This window comes from Sphingomonas bacterium, assembly GCF_903643035.1.
Lineage (GTDB): Bacteria > Pseudomonadota > Alphaproteobacteria > Sphingomonadales > Sphingomonadaceae > Sphingomonas.
In genome coordinates, this window is sequence record NZ_CAHJWW010000165.1 from 1 (window position 1) to 6236 (window position 6236).

8 protein-coding genes and 1 tRNA gene are annotated in these 6236 nt (G+C 69.3%); 3 read left to right on the forward strand and 6 right to left on the reverse strand.

Going from position 1 to position 6236, the window contains the following annotated elements; translation table 11 throughout:
• The coding region (tig, locus tag HUV01_RS10760) for a trigger factor (protein WP_174298257.1) at positions 1-1611 on the reverse strand (1611 nt) is incomplete at its 3' end.
• 98 nt (positions 1612-1709) lie between these two features.
• Positions 1710-1794, reverse strand: a tRNA-Leu gene (locus HUV01_RS10765).
• 143 nt (positions 1795-1937) lie between these two features.
• Here HUV01_RS10765 and HUV01_RS10770 point away from each other — a divergent pair.
• Positions 1938-2096 carry a hypothetical protein gene (locus tag HUV01_RS10770; protein WP_174298258.1) on the forward strand — a complete coding sequence of 53 codons (159 nt, stop codon included), beginning with the start codon at positions 1938-1940 and terminating at the stop codon, positions 2094-2096.
• A gap of 11 nt (positions 2097-2107) precedes the next feature.
• On the forward strand, positions 2108-2326 hold the full coding sequence (locus tag HUV01_RS10775; protein ID WP_174298259.1) for a hypothetical protein: 219 nt from the start codon (positions 2108-2110) through the stop codon (positions 2324-2326).
• A 28-nt stretch (positions 2327-2354) separates the two neighbouring features.
• On the opposite strand, the gene gatB is transcribed toward HUV01_RS10775, so the two are convergent.
• The 4 genes from gatB to HUV01_RS10795 form a co-directional block, all read right to left on the reverse strand.
• Positions 2355-3836: an Asp-tRNA(Asn)/Glu-tRNA(Gln) amidotransferase subunit GatB gene (gene gatB, locus HUV01_RS10780; protein WP_174298260.1), complete on the reverse strand. Its 1482-nt coding sequence runs from the start codon at positions 3834-3836 to the stop codon at positions 2355-2357.
• A 95-nt stretch (positions 3837-3931) separates the two neighbouring features.
• A complete protein-coding gene (locus HUV01_RS10785; RefSeq protein WP_174298261.1) occupies positions 3932-4483 on the reverse strand; it encodes a hypothetical protein in 552 nt (183 codons plus the stop codon).
• 225 nt (positions 4484-4708) lie between these two features.
• Positions 4709-4999, reverse strand: coding sequence for a hypothetical protein (locus HUV01_RS10790; RefSeq protein WP_174298262.1), 291 nt, complete (start codon positions 4997-4999; stop codon positions 4709-4711).
• A gap of 137 nt (positions 5000-5136) precedes the next feature.
• Positions 5137-5898 carry a Bax inhibitor-1/YccA family protein gene (locus HUV01_RS10795; RefSeq protein WP_174298263.1) on the reverse strand — a complete coding sequence of 254 codons (762 nt, stop codon included), beginning with the start codon at positions 5896-5898 and terminating at the stop codon, positions 5137-5139.
• A gap of 121 nt (positions 5899-6019) precedes the next feature.
• On the opposite strand from HUV01_RS10795, the gene HUV01_RS10800 reads away from it, so the two are divergent.
• A partial coding sequence (locus HUV01_RS10800; protein WP_302480044.1) for a 2'-5' RNA ligase family protein occupies positions 6020-6236 on the forward strand: 217 nt, incomplete at its 3' end.

The following is a 6236-nucleotide window of genomic DNA, read 5'->3' on the forward strand; positions in this document are numbered from 1 at the left end:
GGCCTCGGGCGCCTCGGTCTCGACGCCGGCGTTCCTGCCCTTGGCGACAGGCTTGGTGGCCTTCCTCGCCTTCGTCGGCTTGGCCTCCGCGCCGGCGGCGGCGGCGTCGCCGGCCGCATCCGTCGCCCCGGTCCCAACGCCCGGCGCGGCATGGTCGTGCGCCGGATCGCCGTGGTCCGCATGATCGTGGCCAGAATGATCGTGGTCCGCGTGATCGCCTTCCGGATGGTCGTGCGCGTCGTCGTCATGGTCGTGAACGTGCGTGCCGGTCGCAAAACCGTCCTCGCTCTCAATCGCGGCCTCCAGCTCGGCGCGAGTCACCTCGCGCTCGGTGATCGCGGCCTTGTCGAACAGGAAATCGACGACCTTGTCCTCGTACAGCGGCGCGCGAAGCTGGGCGGCCGCCATCGGCTCCTGCTGGATATACTGGGCAAACTTCTGCCGATCCTCGGGGCGGTATTGCTGCGACGCCTGAGCGACCAGCCGGTTCATCTCCTGGCTGTTCACCTCGATGCCGTTCGCCTGCCCGATCTCGGACAGCAGAAGCCCTAGCCGGACGCGCCGCTCGGCGATGCGGCGGTAATCGTCGCGCTCGCCTTCCATCTCCGCCCTGGCCTGGTCGGGGTCGGCCTCGTGCGTCGCCTCGTGCTCCAGCTGCTGCCAGATCTGCGCGAACTCCGCCTCCACCATCGACGGCGGCACCGGAAAGTCGTGCCCCTCCGCCAGCTGGTCGAGCAGCTTGCGCTTCATGTGGGTGCGGGTCAGGCCGTTCAGTTCCTGCTCCACCTGCCCCTTCACCAGCCCGCGCAGCTGGTCGAGGCTCTCCAGCCCCAAGCCCTTGGCCATCTCGTCGTCGATCGCGCTCTCGGCGGCGGTCTTCACCGCCTTTACCGACAGGTCGAACGTCGCGGCCTGGCCGGCGAGCGACTTTTCGGCATAGTCGGCAGGGAAGGTCACGGCGATCCGCCGCTCCTCGCCGACCGTCGCGCCGACCACCTGGTCCTCGAACCCCGGGATCAGCCGGCCCGCGCCCAGCTCGACCGACATGTCCTCGCCGGTGCCGCCCGGAAAGGCGACGCCTTCGGCGGTCCTGCCGACGAAGTCCATGACGACCGTATCGCCGGTGGCCGCGGCATGCCCTTCGGGCGCATCCTCGAACCGCTTCTGCTGACCGGCGAACCGCTGCAGTTGCTCGTCGACCGCCGACTCCTCGGCGGGCACCGTCAGCCGCTCCAGCGCCAGGCCGTCGATCGCGGGCGCGGGCACGTCCGGCAGCACCTCCAGCTCGACCTTCACCTCCGCATCCCGGCCGGGCGCATAGTCGCCGTCGAGTTCGACCGACGGCTGGGTCGCGGGGCGCAGGCCGTGCTCGGCGAGCAGCGCCTGAACGCCGTCCTGGATCGATCCGTTCAGCGCCTCCTGCGTCATCGCGGGACCGTGCATCTTGCGGACGAGGTTGGCGGGCACCTTGCCGGGGCGGAAACCGGGCATCCGCACCTGCGGCGTCACCCGCTTCAGCTCGGCGGCGACGCGGCTCTCCACGTCGCGGGCGGTGATGGTCATCCGGTAGGCGCGCCTCAGCCCCTCGTTCAACGTCTCGACAGTCTGCATTTCGGGGCCTCTGTTACGGGAATGATGCTACGGGAACGGTGCCACGGGAACGGGCTGGCAGGAAGATCGTGGGCGAGCCGCCGCGTCTGCGGACGGACTGGTGCGGGCGAAGGGACTCGAACCCCCACATCTTGCGATGGCAGGACCTAAACCTGCTGCGTCTACCAATTCCGCCACGCCCGCTTGCTCGGACATCGCCGGTCCGGGCCGCTTATCGCAGTGGCCGTGCCGGAGCAACCCGGCGCGGAGCGGGAGCGACCCGGCGCGGAGCGGGAGCAACCCGGCGCGGTGCAGGTGCGTTGAGGGCGGCGAAGGAGACGATCATCATGGCTTCCATCCCGCCAACCGAACTGCCGATGCCGTCGGACCCCGTCGAGCCCGGCTTCGCGCCGCCCGAGATCAACCCGCCCGGACCCGACATCGACATGCCCGATCCCGGCATGCCCGACAGCGACCCCGGCACCGCGCAGCCCGCCGAGATCTGAAGGACGCAACCATGAGCGACACTGACATGAACCTGCCCGAAAAAGGCCCCGGCCTGCCTGGTCATGACGACTCCCGTCCCGACATCGAACAGGCGGTGCAAGCCCGCTCCGACGCGGTCGCCCATGGCGAGGGCGGGACGGAATCCGACACCTTCACCGCGCCCGGCGTGGAGGACGGCGTCGGCGGCACGGGCGGCGAGGTGAAGAGGGACACGCAGGATCAGCAATAGGCCGATGGGAGGACGGCCGCGTCCTCCCTCATCCCGCCAGCGCCTTTCTCAGTACCTCGTTGACGACGCCCGGGTTTGCCTTGCCGCCCATGGCCTTCATCGTCTGGCCGACGAAGAAGCCGAACAGCGCCTCCTTGCCGCCGCGATACTGGGCGAGCTGGCCGGGGTTCTTCGCCAGCACATCCGCGATCACCGCCTCGATCGCGCCCGTGTCGCTGGTCTGCTTCAGCCCGCGCTCGGCGACGATCGCGTCGGCGTCGCGACCGGTCTCCAGCATCAGCTCGAACACCTGCTTGGCGAGGCTGCCCGACAGCGTGCCGTCCGCGACCAGCGCCAGCAGCCCCGCCGCCTGGTCGGGAACGACCGGGCTGCGCTCGATGCCGAGGCCCAGCCGGTTGAGCGCGCCGAACAGCTCGCCCGTCACCCAGTTGGCGGCCGGCACCGCTGGCACGCCGGTCCGCAGCAGCGCGTCGAACCAGCGCGCGGTCTCCACCTCCGCCACCAGCACGCCCGCGTTGTAGGGCGTAATGCCCAGCGCCTCGTACCGCCGGCGCTTGGCGTCGGGAAGCTCGGGCAGGCTCGCGCGGCATTCGTCGAGGAACGCCTCGTCCAGTTCGAGCGGCAGCAGGTCGGGATCGGGGAAATAACGATAGTCGTGCGCGTCCTCCTTGGAGCGCATCGATCGGGTGACGCCGCGGTCCGGGTCGAACAGCCGCGTCTCCTGGACGATGCGGCCGCCGTCCTCCAGCACCCCGACCTGCCGCCGGGCCTCATGCTCGATTGCGGCCATCACGAAGCGGACGGAGTTGACGTTCTTCGTCTCGGTGCGCGTGCCCAGCTCGTCGCCGGGCCGGCGCACGCTGACGTTGACGTCGGCGCGCATCGACCCTTCCTCCATGTTGCCGTCGCAGCTGCCGACATAGCGCAGGATCGCGCGCAGCTTGCGCAGATATGCGCCAGCCTGCGCCGGCGAGCGCATGTCGGGGCGGCTGACGATCTCCATGAGCGCGACGCCCGAACGGTTGAGGTCGACATAGGAGCGCGTGGGATGCTGATCGTGCATCAGCTTGCCGGCGTCCTGCTCGACATGGATGCGCTCGACGCCGATCGTCACGACGTCCTCGCCCCCGTCCACCGAGGGATCGCCGATCGCCAGCGATCCCTCGCCGACGAGCGGGTGGAAGAGCTGGCTGATCTGATACCCCTGCGGCAGGTCGGCGTAGAAATAGTTCTTGCGGTCGAACCGGCTCCACCGGTTGATCGTCGCGTCGATGGCCATGCCGGTGCGTACCGCCTGGCGGATGCACTCGGCGTTGGGCACGGGCAGCATGCCGGGCATCGCCGCGTCGACCAGGCTGACCTGGGTGTTGGGCTCCGCGCCGAAGGTGGTGGAGGCACAGGAGAACAGCTTGGCCCGGCTCGCGACCTGCGCATGCACCTCCAGGCCGATCACCACCTCCCAGTCGCCGGTGGCGCCACGGATGCGATAGGGGGCGGATGCGTCGGCCATGGCTGTATCTCTGCGCGAGGGTGTCCCGGCGACGGATAGCGAAGGCCGCGCGCGCGGTCGCGGTCAATCGACCGCGCGCGAGATACGTTCCGCGATCAGCCGGGCAGGGCGGCCACGTCGACCTTCTCGACCCAATAGGGGAAGAACGCGGGCGGGCGCGTCGACCAGCCAGACGCGGTGGCGGCCGCCTCGCTGATCGACTGGAGCAGCTTGCGCCGCAGTTCGGGATGGAGATGCGGCAGCGCCGCCGCGGAGCAGAACGCCGCCGGCAGCCAGGGCCGGACCGACGCCCCGATCAGTCGCTCGTAGAGGAACCGGAACGCGGAGAACGTCGTCAGCCGCCCCTGCCCCAGGTCGAACGCGGTCACCGCGATCAGCGGCGCGAGCAGCGGCTCCACCGCGTCGAGGCCGCTGTCTTCGGGGATGGCGGCGCGTATGTCCTCCAGCCGCTCGTATGTCCGGGCCTGCGCGCGAATGCTCGCGGCCTCGACGATGTCGCGCGACCAACGGGCCATCGCGTCCTCGCGGTCGAGGCCGATGTCCAGCGACCGGCGCACGTAACGCTGCGTCGACGCCGGAAACGCGGCGAACTCCTTCATCTCGGCCAAGGTCATCGCGCCCTCGGCCGGCCTCATGCGTGCGCCCATCGTCCCGCTCCCGACTGGATCAGCTTCGACGATCATGCGCCGGGATGGTTAACGCAACCCTCAACGAGAACCGTCACGCATCAAAAGAGCCACGAAAGCTTGTGCGGCGCAACATGCCTGCGACGAACGGAGTTGCGACGGACCGATCATGTCAAATTGCGGCATCGGCGACACAGTGACGGCACAGTAGCGACCCGGTGACGCCACGGCGCCGACCGGCCCGGATCAGCGACCCTCCGCCGCCTCGTCGAAGCCGGACGACGCGGGGGGCTCGGTGCTGCTGCCCGGGACCGTGGACGAGATGGGGTCGGACGCGTCCATCGACTCGTCCAGGCCGTTGTCGAGCTGCGCCTGGACGTTGCCGGGGTCCTTTTCCAGCCTGCGCTGGATCGACTCGTCCTGCCCCGCATCCTGGCGCGGATCGCGATCCGGACCGCCCGCTTCGGGAGCGGGCGCCACCGACAGGGTGTCCATCGCGTCGTCCTTGTCGGCCACCATCTTGTCGTCGGCCACCATTTTTCTCCCACTGTCTGCCCGCTGAACGCCCGCGATCCCGACCCGTTCCGGCCCGTGATCCATGCGACGGGCGGCGCCCGACACGAAAAAGGCCCGGCGATCGCTCGCCAGGTCCATCGTGTCGTATCTCGTCCGGATCAGTTGCGGTTGCCGAACAGCCGCAGGATGAACAGGAACATGTTGATGAAGTCGAGATACAGGTTCAGCGCCGACAGCACGACCACGCGCCCCTCGTTGCCGGTGCCCGCGACCTGGAAATACAGGCTCTTGGTCTTCTGCGTGTCATAGGCGGTCAGGCCCGCGAACAACAGGACGCCGACGAGCGAGATCAGCATCGCCAGCGGGCCGGAATGCGTGAACATGTTGATGACGCTCGCCACCAGCAGACCGACGACGCCGATGATGAGGAACGTGCCGAACGCCGACAGATCCCGCTTCGTCGTGTAGCCATACAGGCTCAGCGCGCCGAACCCGGCCGCCGTCGCCGCGAACGCCTGCGCGATCGCGAGCGGGCTGTAGACGAGGAAGACCGTCGACAGCGACAGACCCATCACCGCCGCATAGCCCCAGAACAGCGCGTGCAGCGTCGACACGCTCATGCGGAACGCGCCCATGCTGATGCCGAACACGAAGGCCAGCGGCGCGAAGATGATGACGTACTTCAGCGGACCGCCGTTAATGAACACCTGCGCGGCGAGCGAGTCCCGCCCGCCCCAGGCGAACGCCAGCGCGACGATGCCGGTCAGCAGCACCCCTGACGCCATCATGTTGTAGACGGAAAGCATGTAGGACCGCAGACCCTGATCGCGCACGTCGCTGATCGTGGCGCGCGCGGCCGAGCCGAACGGACCGTTGCCCGGTCGGGCCGCCCCGGGCTGGGGATCAGACCAATTGGCCATGTGACAACCACTCCTCTGGACCGGCCAACGGACCGGATTGTCGAATATATCGGCTCCCACCCGGCCGTTTTCAAGCGAAACCGATGGTGCGCGCGCCGCCGGGGCGCAGTAGGCGTGCGCCATGCACCGCCTGTTCGTCGCGCTCCGCCCGCCCCCTGCGATCCGGGCCACCCTGCTGTCGATCTGCGACGGCGTGCAGGGCGCGCGCTGGCAGTCCGACGACCAGCTGCACCTGACGCTGCGCTTCGTCGGCGCGGTCGAGCGGCCGGTCGCGGAGGACATCGCCGCCTGCCTGGCGCAGGTCGTCGCGCCCGCGCCCTGCGTGACGCTCGCCGGGG